19 protein-coding genes are annotated in these 22,080 nt (G+C 45.7%); 6 read left to right on the forward strand and 13 right to left on the reverse strand.

All coding sequences use genetic code 11. The features are described from left to right. Positions 1 to 84 precede the first annotated feature (84 nt). A complete protein-coding gene (locus ACO067_RS17505; protein ID WP_421876398.1) occupies positions 85 to 516 on the forward strand; it encodes a hypothetical protein in 432 nt (143 codons plus the stop codon). A 138-nt stretch (positions 517 to 654) separates the two neighbouring features. On the opposite strand, the gene ACO067_RS17510 is transcribed toward ACO067_RS17505, so the two are convergent. The 3 genes from ACO067_RS17510 to ACO067_RS17520 all read right to left on the reverse strand — a co-directional run bounded on the left by ACO067_RS17510 (position 655) and on the right by ACO067_RS17520 (position 3,575). After that, positions 655 to 1,290: a peroxiredoxin gene (locus ACO067_RS17510; protein WP_421876400.1), complete on the reverse strand. Its 636-nt coding sequence runs from the start codon at positions 1,288 to 1,290 to the stop codon at positions 655 to 657. A gap of 288 nt (positions 1,291 to 1,578) precedes the next feature. Then, positions 1,579 to 1,881 carry a GIY-YIG nuclease family protein gene (locus ACO067_RS17515; RefSeq protein ID WP_421876402.1) on the reverse strand — a complete coding sequence of 101 codons (303 nt, stop codon included), beginning with the start codon at positions 1,879 to 1,881 and terminating at the stop codon, positions 1,579 to 1,581. 518 nt (positions 1,882 to 2,399) lie between these two features. Further along, a complete protein-coding gene (locus tag ACO067_RS17520; RefSeq protein ID WP_421876404.1) occupies positions 2,400 to 3,575 on the reverse strand; it encodes a cytochrome-c peroxidase in 1,176 nt (391 codons plus the stop codon). A gap of 115 nt (positions 3,576 to 3,690) precedes the next feature. Between ACO067_RS17520 and ACO067_RS17525 the strand changes: the two genes are divergently transcribed. Next, positions 3,691 to 4,464, forward strand: coding sequence for a hypothetical protein (locus tag ACO067_RS17525; protein ID WP_421876406.1), 774 nt, complete (start codon positions 3,691 to 3,693; stop codon positions 4,462 to 4,464). Here ACO067_RS17525 and thrC read toward each other — a convergent pair. The 10 genes from thrC to sucC form a co-directional block, all read right to left on the reverse strand. After that, positions 4,461 to 5,747 (reverse strand): threonine synthase, encoded by a 1,287-nt coding sequence (thrC, locus tag ACO067_RS17530; protein WP_421876408.1) that lies wholly within the window; start codon positions 5,745 to 5,747, stop codon positions 4,461 to 4,463. The genes ACO067_RS17525 and thrC overlap by 4 nt on opposite strands. 11 nt (positions 5,748 to 5,758) lie before the next feature. Beyond that, positions 5,759 to 6,679: a homoserine kinase gene (locus tag ACO067_RS17535; RefSeq protein WP_421876410.1), complete on the reverse strand. Its 921-nt coding sequence runs from the start codon at positions 6,677 to 6,679 to the stop codon at positions 5,759 to 5,761. A 3-nt stretch (positions 6,680 to 6,682) separates the two neighbouring features. Continuing rightward, the gene (gene thrA / locus ACO067_RS17540; RefSeq protein WP_421876412.1) at positions 6,683 to 9,115 is read right to left on the reverse strand and encodes a bifunctional aspartate kinase/homoserine dehydrogenase I; all 2,433 of its coding nucleotides are present in this window, start codon (positions 9,113 to 9,115) and stop codon (positions 6,683 to 6,685) included. An 86-nt stretch (positions 9,116 to 9,201) separates the two neighbouring features. After that, complete coding sequence (ilvA, locus tag ACO067_RS17545; protein WP_421876414.1) at positions 9,202 to 10,464, reverse strand: threonine ammonia-lyase IlvA; 1,263 nt, start codon at positions 10,462 to 10,464, stop codon at positions 9,202 to 9,204. Between the two features lie 86 nt (positions 10,465 to 10,550). Continuing rightward, positions 10,551 to 11,597 (reverse strand): ketol-acid reductoisomerase, encoded by a 1,047-nt coding sequence (gene ilvC / locus ACO067_RS17550; RefSeq protein ID WP_421876416.1) that lies wholly within the window; start codon positions 11,595 to 11,597, stop codon positions 10,551 to 10,553. Positions 11,598 to 11,624: 27 nt separating this feature from the next. Beyond that, a complete protein-coding gene (ilvN, locus tag ACO067_RS17555; RefSeq protein WP_421876418.1) occupies positions 11,625 to 12,215 on the reverse strand; it encodes an acetolactate synthase small subunit in 591 nt (196 codons plus the stop codon). 19 nt (positions 12,216 to 12,234) lie between these two features. Next, entirely contained in the window at positions 12,235 to 13,968 is a 1,734-nt protein-coding gene (gene ilvB / locus ACO067_RS17560; RefSeq protein WP_421878324.1) for a biosynthetic-type acetolactate synthase large subunit, read from the reverse strand. Between the two features lie 4 nt (positions 13,969 to 13,972). After that, positions 13,973 to 15,649 (reverse strand): dihydroxy-acid dehydratase, encoded by a 1,677-nt coding sequence (gene ilvD, locus ACO067_RS17565; protein WP_421876420.1) that lies wholly within the window; start codon positions 15,647 to 15,649, stop codon positions 13,973 to 13,975. 1 nt (position 15,650) lies between these two features. Beyond that, a complete protein-coding gene (locus ACO067_RS17570; protein ID WP_421876422.1) occupies positions 15,651 to 16,541 on the reverse strand; it encodes a branched-chain amino acid transaminase in 891 nt (296 codons plus the stop codon). Between the two features lie 1,108 nt (positions 16,542 to 17,649). Then, on the reverse strand, positions 17,650 to 18,861 hold the full coding sequence (gene sucC / locus ACO067_RS17575) for an ADP-forming succinate--CoA ligase subunit beta (RefSeq protein ID WP_421876424.1): 1,212 nt from the start codon (positions 18,859 to 18,861) through the stop codon (positions 17,650 to 17,652). 142 nt (positions 18,862 to 19,003) lie between these two features. Between sucC and ACO067_RS17580 the strand changes: the two genes are divergently transcribed. The 4 genes from ACO067_RS17580 to ACO067_RS17595 all read left to right on the forward strand — a co-directional run bounded on the left by ACO067_RS17580 (position 19,004) and on the right by ACO067_RS17595 (position 22,035). After that, complete coding sequence (locus tag ACO067_RS17580) at positions 19,004 to 19,660, forward strand: ABC transporter ATP-binding protein (RefSeq protein WP_421876426.1); 657 nt, start codon at positions 19,004 to 19,006, stop codon at positions 19,658 to 19,660. Next, positions 19,660 to 20,490 (forward strand): DMT family transporter, encoded by an 831-nt coding sequence (locus ACO067_RS17585; protein WP_421876428.1) that lies wholly within the window; start codon positions 19,660 to 19,662, stop codon positions 20,488 to 20,490. Before ACO067_RS17580 ends, ACO067_RS17585 begins: the two co-directional genes overlap by 1 nt. A 59-nt stretch (positions 20,491 to 20,549) precedes the next feature. Continuing rightward, complete coding sequence (locus tag ACO067_RS17590; RefSeq protein WP_421876430.1) at positions 20,550 to 21,281, forward strand: YebC/PmpR family DNA-binding transcriptional regulator; 732 nt, start codon at positions 20,550 to 20,552, stop codon at positions 21,279 to 21,281. Between the two features lie 127 nt (positions 21,282 to 21,408). Beyond that, positions 21,409 to 22,035: an MCP four helix bundle domain-containing protein gene (locus tag ACO067_RS17595; RefSeq protein ID WP_421876432.1), complete on the forward strand. Its 627-nt coding sequence runs from the start codon at positions 21,409 to 21,411 to the stop codon at positions 22,033 to 22,035. Positions 22,036 to 22,080: the final 45 nt, after the last annotated feature.

Here is a 22,080-nt window from a genome sequence, read left to right on the forward strand (position 1 = left end):
CGCTGTATGAATCCGTACAAACTGTCGACGATTGACTTATCTTTACTCCCAAGAAGTAGTTATAGACCATAGAAACGAATAGACATGAAATCAATCGCGATTACCTGGACGCTGTTATTGGGGAGCTTTGCCGTATTGGCGCAGACACCTATCGATAAGCTGCAGCAAACCAATAGTGATTACCTGAAGAAAATGGAGTCTGAGGGGTATGGTTTTCGCTCTCAGATCATCACCGAGTTCAACCCGGAAAATGCGGAGCAGAATGTCAATATCAAACTGAAGGCAGGACATACCTATCAGCTGGTGGCCATAAGTGATTCAGATGTGAAATCCCTCGATCTGGAGGTGAAATCCATGAAGACCCACTCCATTAAATCACTCGTGGTACCGGAAGTATCCGGAGCGGTCAAGGAGTTGAAAACGGAAAAATCGGGCAAGTTTAAGATCGTATTGAATGTGGCGGAGTTTTCCAACGCAGGTCAGGGCTTTGTGAGCTTTATGGTGCTGAGGAAGTAATCGGGCATTATACAGGCTTCTCATTTATTCAATGGAGCCGAAATTGCGATAAGCCTGACAGCAAGGATATCACATAAAAAAAGAGGCCGATCTTCAGATACGGCCTCTTAACACTTCAATCTATAAACAACTAATTACTTATTTGTCTGGCTGAGGAGTCATTCTGAGGTACGGTTTGATCACCGTGTGCCCTTTCGGGAATTTGCCCGGGATGTCTTCGTCTTTTACCGCCGGGGTGATCACCACGTCCTGACCTTGTACCCAGTCTGCTGGAGTCGCCACGCTGAAGTTGGCCGTTAGCTGTAGTGAATCAATCACTCTGAGAATCTCCGCAAAGTTTCTACCCGTACTAGCCGGATAGGTTAAGCTTGCTTTGATCTTTTTATCTGGCCCGATGAAAAATACGGAACGCACCGTAGCAGTAGCCGAAGCGTTTGGGTGAATCATGTCGTAGGCGGTAGCCACCACACGATCCGGGTCCGCGATGATCGGAAAGTTCACTTCACAGTTTTGTGTTTCGTTGATGTCTTTGACCCATCCCTGGTGAGACTCCAGATCGTCCACACTTACGGCCAGCACTTTGGTGTTGCGTTTGGCAAACTCTGGTGCGAGATGAGCTGTTCTTCCCAGCTCGGTGGTACATACGGGGGTATAGTCAGCAGGATGAGAGTAGAGGATGCCCCAGCTATCTCCCAACCATTCGTGAAAATCAATTTTACCTTCGGTAGTTTCTACCTGAAAGTTCGGTGCATCATCGCCTATTCGTAATGCCATTTTCGTTTGTTTTTAAGAGTTCAACATAGAATTCATCAGTGTTTAACGCAGTGCTTACAAGCGATGTTTACCAGAAACGGGAAGAAGTTTTGGAAAGTTTGGAATTCAGGTCCGATCTCCGCTGCGCTACACCGTGGAGTGACGTCTCCATTCTAAGGGAGCCTACTTTATAACAAGAGAACACCTTTATTCATGAAGATTCCCCTAGAATTCCAAAGTAAGTTGCGATGTGATCATAGGTTTCGAAATGGAATTCGGGGAATGACGTTTGTCATTAATGACAGACTATTACTGCATATCTTCAATTTGCTCAAATAGGTCCAAAAGATCTGGGTTGAATGATTTGATCATTTCATCTTTTTTAGCTCTGGTGTATTTCTTAATTCTCTTTTCCCGATGGATCGCATCTTCTATTGTTGGGTAAAACTCATAATAGACCAGGAAATGACAACTGTATCTAACTGTAAATGCCGAACCAAACCCATTTCTATGCTCCCAAATTCGCTTGTGGAGATTGTTGGTCATCCCCGTGTAGAGCACTGTTCTGGACTTATTCGAAACAACGTAAATATAACCTCCTTTTGAAGCCATAAAATATGTGTCGTATAATGTATCAAATAAGCAAATCATTTTTACAATATCACGTCACTCCCTGAATTACTTCTAAAGTTGCCATTATTATGAAGAGAATGAATTGTAATTCTAAGGGAGTCTTCGTTAAGATTGGATGGACCTCCTTACTTTAGAGATTTCCCTAGTCGGGCACCCCGGTTTCCGCTGTGCTACACCGTGGAATGACGAAAGGAGCAGCCGATCTATCGGGGTGGACCAACCTCAAAAAAAAAGCTGCCTTGAGAACGTCTTTCTCGTGGCACCTCTCACACCGTCAACATAAGATTTTTCAACCCGTGCGTAGGATTCGTGGAGAATCCCTTGCAGTGAAAAGAAATGGTGTGCCGGATCCGCCAAAATCCGACAACACCAAATCACCGCAACACATTTATCTTCATTGTCTAGCTGTGTGTTTGAGAAACGAACATCCAAGCCCTAATCGTATGTCCGCTTCTCACATAAAACGGAGAGTCTTTTACAAACCCTACTCGTTTTTCTTATTTATTTTCAAAAGGGTCTGACCATTGTGTAGCCGTGTACACATCAGTACCCGAGAGTGTATGGAGGAATGCCTCCAGTGAAGCGATTTCATCATCTGTCAGGTTCAGCTGCTGATTGCGTAGCCTACGGTCCAGATTGTCATTTTCGCGATTCATTTCTATTTCGTTGTAGTGAGCAATCACCTCTGACAGATCCATGTCTCCAGTGTGCATCATTGGTCCATTGAGCGTGCCCTCAGCATTGAACAGGTCTCTGAGAGAGGGAGCTCTCGTCACATCAGTGTCCACGTCACCAGATATGGAGTGGGTCACTCCATTGTTATCGGTGTTGGGGTCTATGTCAAACTCCGGTGCGTGATGACAGCCGCCACATCCAGCACCTCCACCTATGCGCACACCATTGGTGACTTCTGATCTTGCCAGAAAAAGCGTTTTGCCGGCATTTTCCTGATCCGTAAAATTGGGAAAGGGTTGGTTGTCATTGTTGACCTGTGCTCGTCCTTCATCGTATTTGCTATCAAAGGACTGGATGCTTCGGATGAACTGAGCTAGCGCGTTTTGCACCCGCTCTTCGGTGATTTCAGCATCACCATAAACCATCAGGAACAATTCCTGGTAGTAGTCAATTGCTGCTAATTTCTCGATGAGCCCATCAAAGCCTGGGTTGCCTTCTTGTCCACTAAAACCCATTTCTGTATGATCCTGGATCGGCATGGTGGTTTGCTCTTCCAGGCTAGAGGCCCTTTCGTCCCAGAAGAAATTTTCTTCATCAGCGAAACGAGAGTTGATCAGGCGCATGGAATGTCTCCCGGTACTACCATTGACTCCATCTGAGGCCTGTAGACCGTCACTAAAGGCAAATTCCTGTTGGTGACAAGATGCACAAGCAACCGAATTGTCAATGGAGAGGTTGACATCATAGAAGAGTACGCGTCCTAGTGTGGCTCCCTCATTGGTAATGGGATTGCCAGCCGTATTGTCTTTGTTGATATAATTCGGGATGGTCTGCCCTTCATAATCAAATAGATTGTTTGCATCGATTTGGTCTCCAAAAGTGGCTGTAATCACTTCCGAATCGATGGTGACATTGGCAGTGAATTCCTCAGCTTCCTGATTCATTTCCGTACACCCAAATAACAAACTGGTGATCACTAGAATCGCAAAATATTTCATAATCTATGGCTTTGGAGATAAAACGGGAAACTGGTGGAATACCCTCCACTAAATCGTAGCCTATTGATTCAGGCCTACTAAATGCGTATATTCATTGAGTTCAACCCATGGCACTATGAAACGCATTCATGTATTCGAATTCGAAGACTTTCAGTGGTTTCCCAAGTTTTTAAGGGTCTGCCTGACCAATTACATTGTCACTTTTCACCGACTGCTGGACTCGGCTGCTAATCTGACAATCCTGCTCACTGACCTTCTGAGTCGAACAAACAGCCGGAAAATTGTCGATTTATGCTCTGGAGGTGGAGGCCCAATGCTCTGGGTTTATGATCAGTTGAAAGCAGAGTTTCCTGATTTACAGCTCACCATGACGGATTTGTATCCCAATGCTACGGCCGTTAAACGAATCGGGCAGGAGGGTCCGGTGACTTACCAGCCAGAATCAGTGGATGCCGGTAATGTGTCTGAAAACCTGGATGGAATTCGCACGATGATCTGCAGTATGCATCACATGCGGCCTGAAGGGCTCAAGGACATACTGGCCAATGCCCAGGAAGCCAACCAGCCGTTTCTGGGGTACGAGATTAGTGACAACTCCTTTCCTAAAGCCATTTGGTGGATTGCCTTTCCAATTAACATCATCTCAGTATTATTGGTGACACCTTTGGTCAGACCCATGACCTGGCAGCAGCTCGTCTTTACTTACTTAATTCCAATCCTTCCGCTTTTGATTGCATGGGATGGAGCAGTGAGTAATGCACGCACGTACACCCTAAAGGACATGGACTTAATCCTGTCCGATTTGCCAAAGACCGGCTATCTGTGGGAAACGGGTGCGATGGAAGGAAAAGGAGGAAAGAAGCTTTATCTGAAAGGAATACCTTCTTAGCTCAGAAGGTATTCTTTAAATGCTTCGTAATCTCCAGGGATTTGAGTGGCCACTTTTTCTTTGGTCATCAGATCAGCTACAAAATCTGGTAAGTCGACCTGTTGGTCCAGAGCCTGCTCCACAGTGCTCAAAAACTTGCAGTAGTGAGCGGTTTCCAGGAAAACCCCTGTTTCTTTCTTCTGCAATTGCTCCTTCAAAGATTGATAGCCTATGGCTCCGTGTGGATCCAGAATGTATTGATTGCTGGCGTAACAGGATTTCATCACGTCCAAAGTCTGTTCGTCAGTTAGTGTGAACCCTTCCGTATGCTTGATGATGTCTTTGAAGTTCTTTTCGTGCAGTTCCAGCATGCGTGGATGGTTGCTCGGATCACTTACGTCCATCGCATTGGAGAGTGTTTGCACCGTTGGACGCACCTCGTATTGGCCATCTCTCAAGTATCTTGGTACTGTATCATTGGCATTGGAGGCTGCTATGAATCGGTGGATGTCCAGCCCCATTTTCTTGGCCAACATACCAGCAGTGATGTTCCCATAGTTACCGGACGGAACGGCGAATACCACTTTCTTTTTGTCTTTGAGCTGTTTGTAGGCTTCAAAGAAATAAATGGATTGCGGAAGCCAACGGGCAATGTTGATGGAGTTGGCCGAACTGAGATTCAATTTAGAATTAATGTCGCTATCCAAAAAAGCTTTCTTCACCATGGCCTGGCAGGCATCGAAATCTCCTTCCACTTCCAGGGCTTTAATGTTTCCACCCAGTGTGGTTAGTTGTTTTTCCTGTAGGTCACTCACTTTCCCATATGGGTAGAGGATCACCACATTCACTCCAGGTACGTTGTAAAAACCGGAGGCCACCGCTCCACCTGTATCCCCAGATGTAGCGACCAGGATCGTTACTTCTTTGCTTTCAGTTTCATTGAAATACCCCAGACATCTGGCCAGGAAACGGGCGCCCACGTCTTTGAAGGCATAGGTTGGACCATGAAAAAGCTCCAGGGTATGAATGTTCTTTTCTACTTCTTTGACCGGTATTTCAAAGTCTAATGCCTCATGCAGGATTTCTGAAAGCTTTTGTTCAGGGATGTCGTCTTTGGTAAACTGGCGCAGTACTTCCATTCCAATTTCCGGTAAGGAATAGTAGTCGAGCGTTTCCAGAAACAAGTAGTCCAGCTCGGGTATCTCCTCAGGAAAGTACAATCCCCGGTCCGAAGGTAAGCTTTTGATGACAGCCTCTTTGAATGAGACCGCTTCCGATTGTCCGTTTGTTGAATAAAATTTCATGGTGAATGATATCAAATGACCTGACAGCCAACTGGGTTGATTCGTGATAAATTGAGCATGACTGGAAGGTCAGCCTTTTGGTAAATTTTTTCTACTTCGATCATGCAGCCTTTAGCCGCTTTGGCACTTCTGAATAGTGCAAACATACTTGGGCCAGACCCAGAGATGTTGAATCCCACAGCGCCATGGTCCAGGGCGTATTGCTTCACTTGTCCATAGTGCGGGATCAGTTGCTTTCGCACGGGTTCGGCTATTCGGTCCGTGATGGCATGCCGCATGAGTTTGTAGTCGGCCGTATGCATGGCGTGGATGAGTGCACCTACATTTCCCCATTGTTCGCGCGCTTCTTTTACCGCCAGCTCTTTAGGGACCAGACCTTTTGCCTCAGAGGTCTTTACTTCCACATCAGGAAAGATGATCAGTACTCTCAGTTCCTCTGGAGTGGGGATTCGAAAGAGCTCCAGCGGTTCATAACTGCGTACGGCCTGAAATCCACCGAGTAGGGAAGGGGCCACATTGTCGGCATGGATCATGCCGGAGGCTAGCGCCTCACCTTCCAGTGCAAATTCCAACAATTGCTCATCGGTGTACGGACTGTCTAGAAGTTTGTTGGCGGCATATACTGCGCCAGCCGCACTGGAAGCACTGCTGCCCAGTCCACTTCCCGGTTTGAACAGCTTTTTGATATGGACATCAAATCCCTGCTGACTCTCCAGACTATCCAGCAATGCCTGGATGGCTACTGTAGCCACATTGTTTTTGGGATCCGTAGGAAGATCCGCACCGTCACTTTTGAGGATCTTCAGTTGGCTGTCCTCACGCTTGGTCAAGGTGAGTACGTCACCAAGATGCTCAATGGCAAACCCAAATGTGTCGTATCCCGGCCCAACATTCGCTACGGATGCCGGTGCAAATACTTGTATGCTCTCCATAGTTTAGATGTCTGATTGAGAGAGTCTGAGCACATCTGCAAAGATTCCTGAGGCGGTCACTTCTGCTCCCGCACCCGCTCCTTTGATCACCATTGGCTGATCGCTGTATCGATTGGTGTAGAACAGCACAATGTTGTCTTTGCCTTCCAGGTTGTAAAACGGATGAGCGGCATCTACTGCCTCAAGTCCTACAGAGCCATGTCCATTTTTATACTTAGCAACCACTTTCAATCTTGCTCCTTTAGCCTGGGCATCTTCATAGAGCTTTTTGAAATGTGCCTCTTCCGCTTCTACTTTGGAGTAGAAATCCTCCACACTGGAGCTTTCCATGCAGCTATCAGGTAAGAACGAGTTGAGCTCAATGTCATCATACTCGCAAGTGTACCCACTCTCACGAATGAGTATCAGGATCTTGCGTTTCACATCCGATCCAAATAGGTCCAGTCGTGGGTCTGGTTCGGTATAGCCTAGTTCTTTGGCTTTTTTGATCACGTCCACAAACTTGGTTTGGCCATTGTACTCGTTGAACAAGAATACCAGTGTTCCAGACAACACCGCCTCAATCTGGTGGATCTGGTCTCCGCTTCTCACCAGGTCATTGAGTGTAGAGAGCACTGGAAGTCCGGCACACACATTCGTTTCAAATAGAAAACGACTGCCATATTTTTTACTCATGGACTTCAGGTTGTGATAGTCCACCTGAGGTCCCGTGGCTGCAATCTTGTTAGGCGTCACTACCGAAATGCTCTTTTTCAAGATCTCCGGATAGGTAGCGGCTATTTCATCTGATGCGGTGATGTCGATGAAGATGCTATTGCGCAAGTTCATATCGTACATATGTCGCATGAAGTCTTTTTTATCAAACTTGGCACCGTTGGATAGCGTACTTTCCCACTTGGAAAGTGGTGTTCCATCTTTCTCAAAAATCATCTTTCGGGAATTCGCCAGCCCGATGATTTTGATGTTGAGCTGGTGGTTTTTCTTCAAGAAAGTAAACTGCTGCACCAGTTGGTTGATGAAAGCCTTACCCACATTGCCCGTGCCGATGATGAACAAATTGATGCGTTTGGTAGAGTAGAGGAAGAAGCTTTCATGGAGTACATTCAATGCCTTACTCAGGTCATCCTTCGAGATGACTGCTGAGATGTTTCGTTCGGAAGATCCCTGCGAAATGGCCTTGATGCTCACCCCATTTTTACCCAACACATTGAACATTTGTCCGCTGACACCTACCTGATCACGCATGTTGTTGCCCACCAGTGCGATGATGGATAAGTTCTTCTCAACGAGTATCGGGTCGATGCTGTGATTGGAGATAAGTTCCTTAAACTCTTCATTGAGAGCTCTTAAAGCCAGTTTGTCATCTTTCGCATCGATACCAACTGTGATCGAGTGCTCAGAGGAGGCCTGGGTGATCAAGATCACGTTGACCTGGGCGCTGGACAGGGCTCGGAAAAATCGATAAGAGAACTTCGGTATACCTACCATCCCACTACCACTTAAGGTAACCAACGCAATATCTTTGATGCTGGAAATCCCCCGGATCAACTGTTTACTGTCGTCCCATTCTTTGGTGATCAGTGTTCCTTTTTGGTCTGGCTTGAAGGTGTTTTTAATGGTCATTGGAATACCCTTCTCCAGCGCTGGCTGGATACTAGGAGGGTAGATCACTTTAGCGCCAAAGTGAGAGAGTTCAAGTGCCTCTTCGTACGATACGTGCTCGATGAAGTTGGCACGCTTCACCATACGCGGATCAGCAGTCATCAGCCCGTCCACATCCGTCCAGACTTCAAAGTGATCTGCTACTAACACGCCTGCCAGGATAGCTGCAGAGTAATCTGACCCACCTCTACCAAGTGTAGTGGTTTGGTTGTCCTCCGTAGAAGCGATGAATCCAGGGAATAGACTCACTTTGGAGAAGCTGTCTTTGGCTTCCAGGATGCGTTTGGTCGTTTCTTTAAAATTCACATTGGCATGCCCAAAATGATCATCTGTCACGATGTATTGACGGCTGTCAAATAGCGTGATGTCTATCCCTTCATTTCGGAAGAACTCAGAGATAATCAAAGAAGAAAGACGTTCACCGATGCTCAGAATATAATCAGAACTACGTGTGGTCAGCTCACGCAGCAAAAACACCCCTTTACAGATATCTTCGAACTCTTCAATGATCTTGTAGAACTTCTCATCCGGTTTGTTTTCAATCAGGTTATAGTAAAGCTGTTCGTGTTGCACTTTCACCACTTCGAAGTGAGAGATGTACACCCGATCACCAGATGCAGCGACCTCACCGATTTTCACCAACTGGTCGGTAACTCCACCAACCGCGGAGGTTACCAGCACAACCTGGTCTACCTGTGATTGAACAATCTTCGCTACTTGTCTGATGGCTTCTTCACTGCCTACAGATGTTCCTCCAAATTTTAATACTTTCATATTTGCTTTTGGCTTTTAGCTATTAGCCTTTTGCGATTTAAATTTTACTTGGGGTGCTGGCTCAAGGGCCAAAGGTCAAAGGTTGCTTAAATAATGTACCCGAACAAATCAGGTTTCTCATTAAGATACTCTCCTAAAAAATTTCGTTCTTTCATTCGAGTGAGCAAAGGTTGAAAATCCTCTTTTGTTTTCAGCTCAATCCCCACTAATGCCGGACCCTGCTCACGAGAGGTTTTCTTGGTGTACTCGAAATGAACAATATCATCATCTGGTCCCAGCACTTCAGCGACAAATTCTTTTAAGGCTCCAGCTCGCTGCGGAAATCGGATAATGAAGTAATGCATGAGTTCTTCATGAAGCAGCGAACGTTCCCTGATTTCCTCGGTACGGGTGATGTCGTTGTTGCTACCAGACAGCAGACAAACCACATTCTTTCCTTTGAGGTCGTTTTTGTACTGATCCAATACTGCTACCGAAAGGGCTCCAGCCGGCTCCAGTACGATACCACTTTCATTGTACATGCTGATTAGCGAAGAGCATAGCTTGCCTTCATCCACCAGAGCGATCTCATCCAGATTTTCTTTACACAGGGGAAAGGTCACATCACCCACTTTCTTGACAGCAGCTCCGTCAACAAACTTGTCGATTTTCTCTAAAGTGACGACTTTTTCTTGCTTGAATGACTCATACATGGCTGGAGCGCCTGCTGGTTCTACGCCGATGATTTTGGTCTTCGGACTTAAGAGTTTCATCACACTGCTCACGCCAGCAGAAAGTCCGCCACCACCCACAGGCAGGAACAGATAGTCGATTGTGAATTCGGCATCCCTGAAAAGCTCCAGGCCTACGGTAGCTTGTCCTTCTATGACCTTGGGATCATCAAAAGGATGCACGAATGTGCTGTCATTAGCTTCCCGGTACTCCATTGCCGCCTGATAGGCATCATCGAAGGTGTCACCTTTCAATACCACCTCTACCTGATCTTTACCAAACATTTTTACCTGCTGCACTTTTTGCTTGGGTGTAGGGGCAGGCATGAAGATTACGCCTTTCACTCCCAGCTTGAAGCATGAAAAGGCAACTCCCTGTGCGTGATTTCCAGCACTGGCACAAACCACTCCTTTGGATAGCTCTTCCTCGCTAAGACTGGTAATCTTGTTGTAGGCACCACGAATCTTGTAAGAGCGCACGATCTGTGTGTCTTCACGCTTCAGGTGAATGGACGCGCCATATCGCTCACTCAAGTTGAAACTGTACTGAAGTGGTGTCTGATAGATGACCTTGCTCAGGTTATTATGAGCTTTCTTGACATCTTCTATCTCCGGACGGAAAGTGGTTTTGACTGTCATATCAAATCATTGAGAATGGAAAATTGAGAATGGAAAATGGACAGACCTTAATTCTCCATTGTCAATTCTCCATTATTCATTTGTATTTAGTTGTTTTCCGGGCGTAGCTTTCTTACGGCTTTACCGGCCTGCCACATTTCCGACTCTTCCAACTCCTTAAGTTCAGCTTCCAGCTTCACTCGGTAGTCAGACTGAGAGTTTGCATCGATCGACTTCTGAGCTTCCACTCCATCGATTACAGACTTGTAGAGCTTCTCGAAAACTGGTTTAGTTGCTTCGTAGAATGGTCCCATCCAGTCGAGTGCGCCACGCTGTGCGGTAGTCGAGCAGTTGGCATACATCCAGTCCATGCCATTTTCAGCGATCAAAGGATACAATGACTGAGTTGCTTCTTCTACCGTTTCGTTGAATGCTTCAGATGGAGAGTGTCCATTGGCTCTTAGCACTTCATACTGCGCTCTGAATAGTCCCTGGATTGCACCCATCAAAGTACCTCTTTCACCAGTAAGGTCAGACGAAACTTCTTTGTAAAAGTCCGTTTCGAACAAGTACCCTGATCCTACAGCAATACCTAGTGCTACTACTCGGTCTTTTGCTTTACCTGTGGCATCCTGATGGATAGCAAAGCTAGAGTTGAGTCCTTTTCCTTCTACGAATAATCTTCTCAACGAAGTTCCAGAACCTTTAGGAGCTACCAGGATTACATCCACATCTTCTGGCGGAACGATACCTGTTTTCTCTTTGTAAGTCACCCCAAATCCGTGGGAGAAGTATAGTGCTTTTCCTGCGGTTAGGTGTTTTTTTACGGTTGGCCAAAGGGCAATCTGGCCAGCGTCTGACAGAAGAAACTGAAGAATAGTACCTCTTTCGCAAGCCTCTTCCAGTTCAAAAAGTGTTTCGCCTGGTACCCATCCGTCGGCTACAGCCTTATCCCAGGTCTTGGAATCTTTTCGCTGACCCACGATCACGTTGATACCATTGTCTTTCAGGTTGAGTGCCTGACCAGGACCTTGTACTCCGTAGCCCAAAACGGCTACTGTCTCGTCCTTCAGTACTTCCTGCGCTTTTGATAAAGGGAATTCTTCTCTTGTTACTACTTCCTCTTCTACGCCTCCAAAATTGATTTTTGCCATTGTTTTAATTGGTTTGAAAAATGTATTTTAAAATTCTTTTATGCTTAGTACGTTGGATTCTGCATCCTCTAGTTGCTTGATAAATGCCTCCGTTTTTCGCTTGGATTTCGAGATGGCCACCCGTCCCGACCGTACAAACTCCAGCAAGCCATGTGGCTCCAGTTTTTTGTACAAATCATGCGTGTCTTTCTTGTGGCCAGTCTTTTCGATGATGATGTGATCTTCTTCAATCACCAGGATTCTGGCGCCATTGTTTCGCACCAGGTCCTCGATCTTACTGCCATTGAGAAATACTTTCGTAGGCACTTTGTATAGCGCTATTTCCTGGTAGTAGATCTGGTCTTCGTCATAAACAAATGCTCCGAGCACGTCAATCAGCTTTCTGATTTGCTTAACGACTTTCTCTATCCGCTCTCGCGTACTGTTAAGCACTATGGTGAACCGAGAAACACCAGCCACCTCCGTAGTGGATACGTTCAGGCTGGTGATGTTGATCTTTCTTCTGGTGAAGATGATCGTGATATGATTCAGCAGTCCTGCTTTGTCTTCTGTAAGTACCGATAGGGTGAACTCTTTTTCTACCTTATCGGAATGGTCTTCGCTATATATAGTTGACATAATTTTTCCTTTAAAAGAGTTATTCCAATCGGATATCTGATACGGATGCACCTGATGGCACCATTGGGAATACATTTTCTTCTTTTTCCACGATCACTTCCAGGAGGGAAGGGCCATCCTCGGTTAGCCACTGATCGATTGCAGCGTCCAGGTCTGGTCGCTCAGTTATTTTATTCGTTTTGATCCCGTAGCCTTCAGCGATCTTCTGGAAGTTCGGATTGGTCAACTCGGTAAAGCTGTAGCGTTTCTCATGGAAAAGCTGCTGCCACTGGCGTACCATTCCCAGGAAGTTGTTGTTCAATACCAGGATCTTCACGGCAATGTTGCTCTGGAAAATGGTCCCTAGTTCCTGAATGGTCATCTGGAAACCACCATCACCGATCACGGCAACTACTGTTTTATCTTGCCTTCCCATTTTGGCTCCCATGGCAGCAGGAAGGGCAAAGCCCATGGTTCCCAATCCACCAGAAGTGACGTTGGCATCCGTATCTTCAAATTCATAATACCTGGAGGCTACCATCTGGTGCTGACCTACGTCGGTGACCAGAATCGCTTTGCCTTCTGTTTTGTCAGAGATTCTTCTGATAACCTCAGCCATAGTGATCTGTCCAGAAGTTGGGAACTTCTCGCTTTTAATCACTTTATCCTCTTCCATCTGATCGCAATCGCGGAATTCCTGCAGCCACTCCTTGTGACTGTTTTCAGCGGTCTGTTTGATCAGTGCAAGTAGTGCCTGCTTGGCATCTGCATTGATGGCCACCGTGGTTTTTACGTTTTTGTCAATCTCAGCAGGGTCAATCTCTACGTGGATCACTTTGGCTTGTTTGGCATATCGGTTCAGGTCACCAGTTACCCGGTCATCGAACCGCATTCCGATGGCGATTAATACATCGCATTCGTTGGTTTTGATGTTAGGTCCGTAGTTGCCGTGCATGCCCAAATAGCCAACGTAAAGCGGGTGACTTACCGGTACAGCAGAAAGGCCCATTAAAGTAGAAGCCATGGGAATGCCCGCTTTTTCTGCGAATGCAATTAACTCACGCTGTGCGCCAGACAACAAGATACCATGACCAACTAGCAGAAACGGCTTCTTTGCTTCGTTGATCAGCTTAGCGGCTTCCGATACTTTGTCTTCTTCCAGTTCAGGGTATGGATGATAGCTACGAATCTTCGTGCATTTTTCGTAGGTAAACTCAAATTCCTGGAACTGTGCATCTTTAGTGATGTCTATCAATACTGGACCTGGCCTGCCTGATCCAGCAATATAGAATGCTCTGGCCATGGCTTCCGGGATTTCTTCCGCTTTGGTTACCTGGTAGTTCCACTTGGTTACTGGCATGGAGATGCCGACTACATCGGTTTCCTGAAAGGCATCTGTGCCGAGTAGGTGAGAGGGTACCTGACCTGTCACTGCCACCATCGGAGTGGAGTCTATCTGAGCATCTGCCAAGCCCGTGATGAGGTTGGTGGCTCCTGGGCCGGACGTAGCAAAGCAGACACCTGTACGGCCGGTGACTCGCGCATATCCCTGTGCGGCGTGTGCAGCTCCCTGCTCATGCCTGGTGAGGATGTGCTCCAATCTGTCAGTGTAGCCATATAGTGCATCGTAGATCGGCATGATAGCGCCACCCGGATACCCGAATATGACGTCTACACCTTCCTCGATTAAGCATAGTAAGACAGCCTCCGCTCCCGATACCTTGATCGAAGCTTTCTTGGGCTTGTTTGCTACCTCTAGCGTGGGTGTGTTCATATTCTTATTCATCTGTTACGCAGCCCTCTGAGGCTGATTTTACTGAATTGATATACTTTTTCAATATTCCTTTGGTCGCTTTGTAAGGTGGTTGAACCCACTCTTTGCGACGTTTTTCCATTTCTTCATCAGAGATCAATACTTCCAGCTTGTTGCTGGTAGCATCAATGCGAATGATGTCACCGTTTTTGATCAGGCCTAGAGGTCCACCTTCTTGCGCCTCAGGAGTGATGTGTCCAACCACGAAACCATGAGATCCTCCTGAAAAGCGTCCGTCAGTGATTAGCGCCACGTCTTTACCCAGACCAGCACCCATTACCGCACCGGTTGGCTTGAGCATCTCTGGCATACCTGGAGCACCTTTTGGTCCTGACTGCCTGATCACGATCACTTCGCCTTTTTGTACTTCTTTGCCAATCCCATCTATTGCTGAGAACTCATCTTCGTAAATTCTGGCAGGACCTTCAAATACCTCACCTTCCTTGCCGGTAATTTTTGCTACTGCTCCCTCTGGGGCCAGGTTTCCATAGAGCACTTGTAAGTGACCAGTCTTTTTGATTGGCGTATCGAAGGAATAGATCATTCCTTTACCATCAGTCAGGTCTGGAACTGATTCCAGGTTTTCGGCAATGGTTTTGCCGGTGACTGTCATACAGTCTCCATGTAAGTAGCCATTGTTGAGCATGAGTTTCAGGACTCCGGGTACGCCTCCGATCTTGTGCAGATCTTCCATCAGGTACTTGCCTGAAGGTTTCAAGTCAGCCAGGAATGGTGTCTTGTCACTGATTCTTTGGAAGTCATCTAATGTGATATCCACGTCAGCTGCTTTGGCCATGGCAATCAAGTGCAATACGGCATTGGTAGAGCCACCCAGGATCATTACTGTAGAAATCGCATTTTCAAACGACTTCTTGGTCATGATGTCACTTGGCAGGATATTTTTCTCCATCAGGTTTCTGATGGCCGCACCTACATTCGCTATTTCTTTTTGTTTGGGGTCACCTTCAGCAGGATTGGACGAACTAAACGGCAAGCTCATCCCCATCGCTTCGATGGCAGAGGCCATGGTATTGGCGGTATACATGCCTCCACAAGCTCCAGGACCTGGGATAGCGTTTTTGATGATTCCTTTATAGTCTTCGTCAGAGATATTGCCACCAAGCTTGGCTCCGTACGCTTCGAAAGCAGAAACGATGTTGAGGTCTTCACCTTTCCATTTACCGGGCTTTACTGTTCCTCCATAAACCATGATAGATGGACGATTGAGACGTGCCATGCCCATGATGGAGCCGGGCATATTTTTATCACAACCTACTACCGCCACGATGGAGTCATAAAACTGAGCTTGCGCTACCGTTTCGATGGAATCGGCAATGATATCTCTGGATATCAGCGAATACTTCATTCCCGTGGTGCCATTGGACATGCCATCACTTACTCCAATAGTGTGATAGATCAAGCCGACAAGATCGGCTTCCTTTACGCTTTTCTTTACCTGGTGCGACAGAATATTCAGGTGCATGTTGCACGGGTTTCCTTCAAATCCGGTGCTAACAATTCCTACCTGAGCTTTTTTGAGGTCATCCTCTGATAGTCCCAGTGCATAGAGCTGCGCCAATGATCCGGCCTGACTTTCGTCTTGAGTGATTGTTTTACTGTACTTGTTCAGTTCGTTTGCCATCTTATACTATAGTGAGTCCGCGGTACTCGTCAAACATTACTTTTTGTTGGTAGACTTCCAGAAGGTTGTGTCCAATGGAGTCGTCCCATTTTTTCTTAAACTTTTCGCCATTTACGGAGCTGATATGGGTGATTTCTGTAGCTGTACCGCAGAAAAACGCATGGTCTGCCTGGTAAAATTCTTCAGGGGTAATGTCTTTTTCAGTCACCTTCACGTTTAGTTCATCACAGATTTCCATGATGGTACTGCGAGTGATTCCGGGTAGGATATTGCCCAATTTTGGGGTGAATAGTTCGCCATCTTTTTCATAGAATATGTTGCTACCAGGGCCTTCGGCGATGTGTCCATCATGATCGAGAAGGATTGCTTCATCAAACCCCAGCTTCTTCGCTTCTGCGGATGCCAATGTATTGGCTGAATAGTTGCCGATGATCTTGGCCTCTACAGGAGTAGACTTAGGGCTTGGCTTGAGGTACGATGAGATCATCGTATTCAGCGGTTCAAAACCCGGGTACTTGGCCCACTTCCATGCAGTCATGAAAAAGTGGGTTTCTTTTGCCGGTGCAAGAATCATGTTGGGGCCTGCATACACCAAGGGTCGGATGTAGGCATTGGTGAGGTTGTTTCTGTCGATCAGCTCATAGGCGATTTTGATCATGTCTTCTACTGAATAGGGTACTTTCAAGAAGACTTTTTCGGCGGAATCCTTCAGTCGCTGGAAATGATCTTGTGCTTTAAATATGTTGAATCCATTGCCATTGTTATAAGAGCGGATGCCATCAAAGACTCCGGTTCCATAATGGAGGGTCTGAGCAAAAAGGCTCGCCTTGGCGTCCTTGGCCTTGATCCAATCCCCATCCAGGAATACCTCTGTGCGATCGTCGTAATACATAGTGTTCGTTTGGGTTAAAAAAAAGCGCCATCCCGGTGGGAATGGCGCTTTGTATTTATTCTTTATATTCTGCTAAATACAGCCATTCCCCTTCTTGGTCACAGTAATGACTAGAATAATAATTGGTGTAATGACAATATTTACAAGGATTCTTTTCATTTCGGTTTCAAAGCTAATAGATAACCTTTCAAAAGAACAAGGGAGGAATATTAAATTTTGACAATAATGATGGTAAATACGATGCTTGAATGAATTGAAGGTCGGAAAACAAGCTATTTATAAATGATTGGATATTAATTGAGGTGTTTAATTACGATTTCTAAGAAGTGTTTAGATAGAAATCAAAACGTTATTGAATAGATCCCCCGGTATTTCCCCCGAGGTGTCGGGTGAAATCCGTGGGATGACGGTTGCTCCTTTCGTCAAGGCACTAATGCCTTTAGAATTCATATTCCTTAAGAATATTTAAATGGAATTCAAGGGGGATCTCATTACGGCTACTTTGATAGACTCCCTTAGAATTACAGTTCATCTTCTTCGTAATAATGGTAACTGTCAAAGTAATTTTGGGGATGACACCTGCTCTTATCGTCATTCCACGACGCAACGAAGTGGAGATCGGGGCGCCCGGCAAGGGGAATCTTATAAGTCCAATTCGTAAGCCAACCCCTTTTTTTCCTTGATAAAAGGATAGCGGTTTAGGGTTGAATGAGTCAATCATCTATTTCAGATCCCCCGGTATTTCCCCCGAAGTGTCGGGCTAGAAATCCGTGGGATGACGGCTGCTCCTTCCGTCATGGCACTAATTCAATTAAGAACTTGATTCGATTACACAGGAATATAATCGAGACTAGTGGAACCAGATAGACTCCCTTAGAATCGCAAATTGAATGCTAAAAATAAATAGATAAGTGAAGCCATTCAGGGGCGCTCAGCCTAGGGATGGGGTAGGTGAAAGCTGGTACTACCTGTTTCATGCGATTCCTGCCTTCGCAGGAATGACCGTTTGGAGCAAATAAAAAGGCCACCAAATGGCAGCCTTTCATTTATGTATTAGATGCTGAAATAAACCTGTCTCCCGACAAGCAGGTTCAGCATGCAGATCTCTTTAAGCCAAAACTTCTTTTACTCGTTCTGCGGCGTCTTTTAGTACTACTGCAGAGACCACTTTCAGACCAGACTCATCAATGATCTTAGCTCCTTCTTCAGCGTTGGTTCCCTGAAGTCTTACGATGATCGGTACATTGATTTCGCCAATGTTTTTGTAAGCCTCTACCACACCATTAGCTACACGATCGCATCTTACAATACCACCGAAGATGTTGATCAGAATCGCTTTTACATTCGGGTCTTTTAGGATGATTCGGAAACCAGCTTCTACTGTTTGTGCATTGGCTCCACCTCCCACGTCAAGAAAGTTAGCAGGCTCGCCACCAGATAATTTGATGATGTCCATAGTGGCCATGGCCAAACCAGCACCATTCACCATACAGCCTACGTTACCGTCTAGTTTCACGTAGTTCAATCCACTTTCACCAGCTTCTACTTCCAACGGATCCTCTTCAGAGATGTCTCTCATCTCGGCGATATCCTTGTGGCGGAACAATGCATTGTCATCCAAATTTACCTTGGCATCAACTGCCAAAATCTTGTTGTCTGACGTTTTCAAAACAGGGTTGATTTCAAACTGCGAGGAATCGGTAGCTTCATAAGCCTTATATAAAGAGAAGATGAATTTCACCATTCCTTTGAACGCTTCGCCTTCTAACCCAAGAGCAAACGCCACTTTTCTAGCCTGGAATCCCTGAAGCCCGACAGCAGGATCAATCCACTCTTTTACGATCTTTTCAGGAGTCTCCTCAGCAACTGTTTCAATGTCCATTCCACCTTCGGTAGATGCCATGATCACATTGCATCCTTTGGCTCTATCAAGCAAAATCGATAGGTAATATTCTTTTGGTTCAGACTCACCCGGGTAGTACACATCCTGAGCGATCAATACCTTATTGACTTTCTTTCCTTCAGCTCCTGTTTGGTGTGTTACCAAGGTGCCACCAAGAATTGCTTTGGATTTTGGACCAACTTCATCAAGGCTTTTGGCAAGAACTACGCCGTTAGAATCCGTTTCTTTTACCTTACCTTTACCACGACCACCCGCATGGATCTGTGCCTTTACTACGTACCATTCAGTACCAGTATCTTTGTTGAGTTGCTTTGCTGCTTCTATGGCTTTTTCAGGGGTGTCAGCTACGATACCTTCCTGGATGGTTACACCATAGCTTTTCAATATTCCTTTCGCTTGATATTCGTGGATGTTCATGCTGTCAAAATTTTTGTGCGAATCTACTGTAATTGGCTTGTTTTATCAACCTTTCACTATTAGAACTTCTTAACATTTGCGTGGATTCACGGTTTAATCAACTTCTAAATGTGGACTTCCATTTTGCACCTATATTTGCGCCATGCTAAAAGCCCAGGGAATTTTAAAAGCTTACGGCTCACTGCCAGTACTGAAAGGAATCGACTTGCATATCAAAGAAGCGGAAGTGGTCTCCATTGTAGGGGCATCCGGTGCTGGGAAAAGTACATTACTTCATGTACTAGGCACGTTGGATTATCCGGATCAGGGCGAGATCTTATTGAACGGAACGAGCATATTCAAATTGAGTCAACAGAAACTGGCTGCTTTTCGCAATCAGCAGATCGGGTTTATATTTCAATTTCACAATCTGCTGCCGGAGTTCAGTGCATTGGAGAATGTGATGATCCCAGGGCTGATCGGAGGACGGCCCGCTCAAGAAGTAAAGAAGCGAGCAATGGAACTCTTGCAAATGCTGGGCATGCTGGAGCGGAAGGAACATAAACCCTCCGAACTATCGGGAGGAGAACAACAACGCATCTCTGTAGCCAGAGCATTGATCAATGATCCGTCCATTGTGTTTGCTGACGAGCCAAGTGGTAACCTGGACTCCAAAAATGCCGACGAATTGCATGATCTTTTCTTTAAGCTAAGAGATGAACTCAAGCAGACGTTTGTCATTGTTACTCACAACAAAGAACTGGCCGAGATGGCTGACCGTAAACTGGAGATCGCTGATGGAGTGATTCTCACTGACTGATGTCTCGCGGTATTCAATACATGCTGTTGGCCACTTTCATGTTTACACTCATGAAAGTGAGCGTCAAGCTGATTCCCCACATTCCAGCAATTGAAATCATTCTGTTTCGCTCAGTGATCTCTCTGGTCATTAGTGTCTATTATCTCCAGAAGCAACGGGTAAGTGTCTGGGGTAATAATAAACCGATTCTTATCCTTCGAGGGGTAGCGGGAGCCATTGCTTTAGTAACGTATTTCAGTTTGTTGCAGCAGATCCCTCTCGCCACCATGTCTACGCTTCAGTACCTGGCGCCCATTTTTACGGCCATCTTGGGGATCTTCCTGGTCAAAGAGAAGGTGCGTCCGTGGCAGTGGGTGTTCTTTGCAGTAAGTTTTGCAGGGGTACTGGTGGTTCGTGGGTTTGATGATCGGATCTCATTACTGCATTTAGGTATGGGAGTTGGAGCTTCTTTGTTTATGGGGTTGGCTTACAACTTTATCCGTATGCTGAAAAACTCGGAGCATCCTTTGGTGATCATCTTCTATTTCCCGCTGGTGTTGATGCCGATAGCAGGTATTTGGTCTGCGATGGTGTGGGTTCAGCCGCAGGGATGGGATTGGTTGGTATTACTGGCGGTTGGTGTTTTCACTCAGATTGCCCAGTTTTTCATGACCAAGTCTTACCAGAGTGAGGAGCTTTCCAAAGTGTCTATACTTAACTATATCGGATTGATCTATGCGATTATCTTCGGGTGGGTCCTGTTTGATGAAACCTTCAATCTGATGACTTATGCCGGCATGGCGTTGGTGATCGTGGGAGTGGTGCTCAATGTAGTGTTCAAACGGAAGTAGACGGGAACAATTGGGCGGTTTTCTTCTTTACATGAAGTACACCAATTTGAATTCAATTCATGGCAGGACATAGCAAATGGGCAAACATCAAACGACGAAAAGGTGCACAAGATGCGAAGCGAGGTAAGGTTTTTACCAAGTTGATCCGAGAAATATGGGTTGCTGCAAAAGAAGGAGGACCCGACCCAGAGGCGAATCCCAGATTGCGATTGGCTATCCAAAATGCTAAGGGGCAGAATATGCCTAAGGAGAATATCCAGCGCGCAATAGAGAAAGGAACGGGGGGAGATGATGACGACTTTGAGTCCATTACTTACGAAGGCTACGCGGCCCATGGTGTTGCGATTTTTTTGGAATGCCTTACAGATAATCAAAACCGAACGGTAGCAACGATCCGAAACTTGTTTTCAAAAGCTGGCGGTAATCTTGCCAAAAATGGGTCTGTCGATTACTTATTTGATCGGAAGGGGATCTTTGAAGTAATACTACCTGAACCAGATGAGGATTTACTCCTACAGCTAATTGATGCAGGAGCAGAGGAGGCTGAGTTTCAGGATGGATACCTGCACATCACTTGTGCGATGGAGGATTTTGGCAATATGCAACATGAGGTAGATTCACTAAATCTGGAAGTGGAAAACGCAGAACTGCAGCGAATTCCTAAGACTACTATGGAACTGTCAGTTGATCAACGAGATTCGGTCCTGAAGTTAATTGATCAATTTGAAGATGAAGATGACGTACAGAAGGTTTTTCACAATCTGGAGTGGGGTGAAGAGCAGTTGGTTTAGTTTTAACCAGGACCTTTGGCGTATTTTGGTTATCAGGTTTTAATCGGATAGAGAATTACGTGTTTATTGGTAATGCTGTTTGCATTATCTTTTGGTTTAATATTTAAAGTATCTAACTCATGTCTCTATGAAAAAACGATGGACTTTATGGCAAAAGCTAAAGGCAGTTACTGCCCTGATAGTGGTTTTCTTGCTAGTGTTGGCTACTAACCTCATGGATAAGAAACATCTGGAAATGGTGGAAAATTCGCTTACCAGTGTGTACAAGGATCGATTGTTAGCCAAAGATTACCTGTACAAAATATCACGTCAGCTTCAGCAAAAGAGAAATGTACTTCGTCAGCAGGATTTAAATCAAATTGAAAGAACTATAGAAGCGGCTGATGACTCACTGCAGACGTTGATGAACTTGTATGAACAAACGAAGATGACAGGAGATGAGCATCAGCGATTATTGGAGCTTAAACACATAGAGGATAACCTCATCAGGAAGGAAAACCTCCTGTTCAACACTAAAGACCAGGTGGAAATGGAAGCTGTCAAGGAGGAAGTGATTCTGACCCATGAGGATATGATCCTGAAAATTGATCAATTGTTTGCCATCCAGATGAAAGAGGGTAAGCGTCAAATAGACAATTCCAATCGCGCCATTGACCGGAGCAACTTTATAGCTCAGCTGGAGATAGGCGCTTTGATAGTAATCGGATTAATCCTTCAGTTTTTGATCTTTTTCAAGCCAGCAAGTGATGACTGAGGGTAAATGAAAAAACCCTGACAAAGATTGCCAGGGTTTCTTAGG

The organism is Marinoscillum sp. (genome assembly GCF_965229915.1).
Classification (GTDB): Bacteria; Bacteroidota; Bacteroidia; order Cytophagales; family Cyclobacteriaceae; genus Marinoscillum.

Coding starts and splice junctions, on each gene's coding strand:
- thrC (WP_421876408.1), bottom strand. CDS start 5,747: ATGAAATTTTATTCAACAAACGGACAATCGGAAGCGGTCTCATTCAAA.
- ACO067_RS17520 (WP_421876404.1), bottom strand. CDS start 3,575: ATGAAATATTTTGCGATTCTAGTGATCACCAGTTTGTTATTTGGGTGT.
- ilvN (WP_421876418.1), bottom strand. CDS start 12,215: ATGTCAACTATATATAGCGAAGACCATTCCGATAAGGTAGAAAAAGAG.
- ilvB (WP_421878324.1), bottom strand. CDS start 13,968: ATGAACACACCCACGCTAGAGGTAGCAAACAAGCCCAAGAAAGCTTCG.
- ilvA (WP_421876414.1), bottom strand. CDS start 10,464: ATGACAGTCAAAACCACTTTCCGTCCGGAGATAGAAGATGTCAAGAAA.
- ACO067_RS17505 (WP_421876398.1), top strand. CDS start 85: ATGAAATCAATCGCGATTACCTGGACGCTGTTATTGGGGAGCTTTGCC.
- thrA (WP_421876412.1), bottom strand. CDS start 9,115: ATGAAAGTATTAAAATTTGGAGGAACATCTGTAGGCAGTGAAGAAGCC.
- ACO067_RS17510 (WP_421876400.1), bottom strand. CDS start 1,290: ATGGCATTACGAATAGGCGATGATGCACCGAACTTTCAGGTAGAAACT.
- ilvD (WP_421876420.1), bottom strand. CDS start 15,649: ATGGCAAACGAACTGAACAAGTACAGTAAAACAATCACTCAAGACGAA.
- ACO067_RS17595 (WP_421876432.1), top strand. CDS start 21,409: ATGAAAAAACGATGGACTTTATGGCAAAAGCTAAAGGCAGTTACTGCC.
- ACO067_RS17525 (WP_421876406.1), top strand. CDS start 3,691: ATGAAACGCATTCATGTATTCGAATTCGAAGACTTTCAGTGGTTTCCC.
- ACO067_RS17585 (WP_421876428.1), top strand. CDS start 19,660: ATGTCTCGCGGTATTCAATACATGCTGTTGGCCACTTTCATGTTTACA.
- ACO067_RS17570 (WP_421876422.1), bottom strand. CDS start 16,541: ATGTATTACGACGATCGCACAGAGGTATTCCTGGATGGGGATTGGATC.
- ACO067_RS17590 (WP_421876430.1), top strand. CDS start 20,550: ATGGCAGGACATAGCAAATGGGCAAACATCAAACGACGAAAAGGTGCA.
- ACO067_RS17535 (WP_421876410.1), bottom strand. CDS start 6,679: ATGGAGAGCATACAAGTATTTGCACCGGCATCCGTAGCGAATGTTGGG.
- ACO067_RS17580 (WP_421876426.1), top strand. CDS start 19,004: ATGCTAAAAGCCCAGGGAATTTTAAAAGCTTACGGCTCACTGCCAGTA.
- sucC (WP_421876424.1), bottom strand. CDS start 18,861: ATGAACATCCACGAATATCAAGCGAAAGGAATATTGAAAAGCTATGGT.
- ilvC (WP_421876416.1), bottom strand. CDS start 11,597: ATGGCAAAAATCAATTTTGGAGGCGTAGAAGAGGAAGTAGTAACAAGA.
- ACO067_RS17515 (WP_421876402.1), bottom strand. CDS start 1,881: ATGGCTTCAAAAGGAGGTTATATTTACGTTGTTTCGAATAAGTCCAGA.